Origin of the sequence: Vibrio sp. 10N.261.52.A1, assembly GCF_002876325.1 — a bacterium.
GTDB classification, from domain to species: Bacteria; Pseudomonadota; Gammaproteobacteria; order Enterobacterales; family Vibrionaceae; genus Vibrio; species Vibrio chagasii.
Genome location: NZ_MCYD01000165.1, coordinates 1 through 1,701, shown reverse-complemented (window position 1 = coordinate 1,701; position 1,701 = coordinate 1). Strand labels below are relative to the sequence as shown.

At 46.6% G+C, this 1,701-nt stretch carries 2 protein-coding genes; both read right to left on the bottom strand.

Features of this window, described 5'->3' with window-relative positions; translation table 11 throughout:
* Positions 1-1,120, bottom strand: a 1,120-nt coding sequence (locus BCT81_RS02275) for a D-amino acid dehydrogenase (protein WP_102423128.1), incomplete at its 3' end; no start/stop codon positions are given.
* Between the two features lie 294 nt (positions 1,121-1,414).
* A partial coding sequence (locus BCT81_RS02270) for a LysR substrate-binding domain-containing protein (protein ID WP_241908136.1) occupies positions 1,415-1,701 on the bottom strand: 287 nt, incomplete at its 5' end.

Sequence of the window (1,701 nt, the reverse complement as noted above, 5' to 3'; positions counted from 1 at the left end):
GATTCTTAATTGGCGTCTTTCCGATGATAGGCGTGCCATCTGGCGTCATCGGCCTTAACCCCGTCCAGTATTCTGCCTTCGAGAAATCCCCCGCATGTGGGAAAAGATCTTTAATCACCATATCAATCGTAGCTTTGCGTTGTTCTGGAATCAGGTAATTGAAACCAGCAAGCTCTGCCGTCCCGGCAATACGAATTCGATCATCAAAACGCGTCATCGCCACCTTATAGGTTTCATCCATAACGGTTGATGTTGGTGACTTATCCGAACTCACGATCGGCAGTGTCAGGGAGTAGCCCTTCACTGGATAAACAGGAATCGATAAGTTCACTTGCTTGAGCAGGTCACGAGAGTAGCTTCCCGAAGCCACCACATAAGCGTCCGCTTTGAAGTCACCTTGAGTTGTCGTAATGCTCTCTATAGTTTGGTTATGATGATTCAAATTCACCACTTCAGTATCAAACACGAACTGAACGCCAAGCGCCTTGGCTTTCTCAGTCAAAGCTAAACAGAATTGATGGCAATCACCAGTTTCATCATCAGGTAAATATAAACCGCCCACCAGCTTGTCTTTCACGTCAGCTAATCCCGGTTCCACCGACAGACACTGCTCCACACCAAACAGCGAGTGCTCGATGCCGCTTTCTGTTAGTAGCTTCATATCCTGCTGAATTGCATCCAGTTGTTTCTCGCTTCTGAATACCTGCAAGGTTCCTTTCTGCCTACCCTCATAAGCCAAGTTTTCAATGCTTCGAAGATGAGTTAGACAGTCTCGGCTGTAGTTTGCCACTCTCAACATTCGAGACTTATTCACGGCGTATTTAGCTTCGTTACAGTTAGCGAGCATCTTAGTCGCCCAAGCCACCAACTCTGGAGAAAGTGATGGCTTCACTTTCAAGGGAGCATGTTCTTGAGTGAGCCATTTCATCGCTTTCAACGGAATACCCGGCGCTGCCCAAGGTGAAGAATAGCCATAAGAAATTTGCCCGGCGTTCGCGAAACTGGTCTCTTTACCACTGCTATCCTGGCGGTCGATCACCGTCACTGAGTGGCCCTCTTTCGCCAGATACCAAGCACTGGTCAAGCCAATAACACCGCTGCCAATTACAATTACTTCCATTCTATATTCCCCTGCACTCGCCACACAGCTGAGCCTTACGGCCTGTTTAAAACATCTGTCGTTAATAGTTTGTAACGTATTCATCAAGCGTTGACTTAACAATTCATAATGTGTTGATAAAAAGTCAATTTTGTCGCAAATCGAGAGAATGAGTTTGGAAGTGTGATGTTGAAGGGCTTCAGAGTACAAGCCATTGAGTGGACCCACAGGGTAGCCTCACCCAACAAAGAAGCTCACTGGTAGTAACAAGTTGAGCCAAGATTAGGACTCTGCGTTTCACCAACCCTGATCTATTTAGATATTGTGAGCATCATGACTTAAGAATGTAGCGTTCTCGATAAGAAAGTCTAAAAAGGTTTCGGCTTGCAATGAGAGTGCACGGCCTTGGAGAGATTGAACTTTGACCGTCGCTTTAGAGAAGGTGTCTAGCTCAGTCGCAACCACTTCAATTTGTCCCGATTTGATCTCGTCAAGCACAGTGAGCTTAGGCATAAAGGTCACGCCTAGGCCTGCCGAAACGAAGTTAGTTAGCGCGGTGACCGAGTTGGTTTGAAGTTTTGGCTGTAAGGTAAGATGAGAGT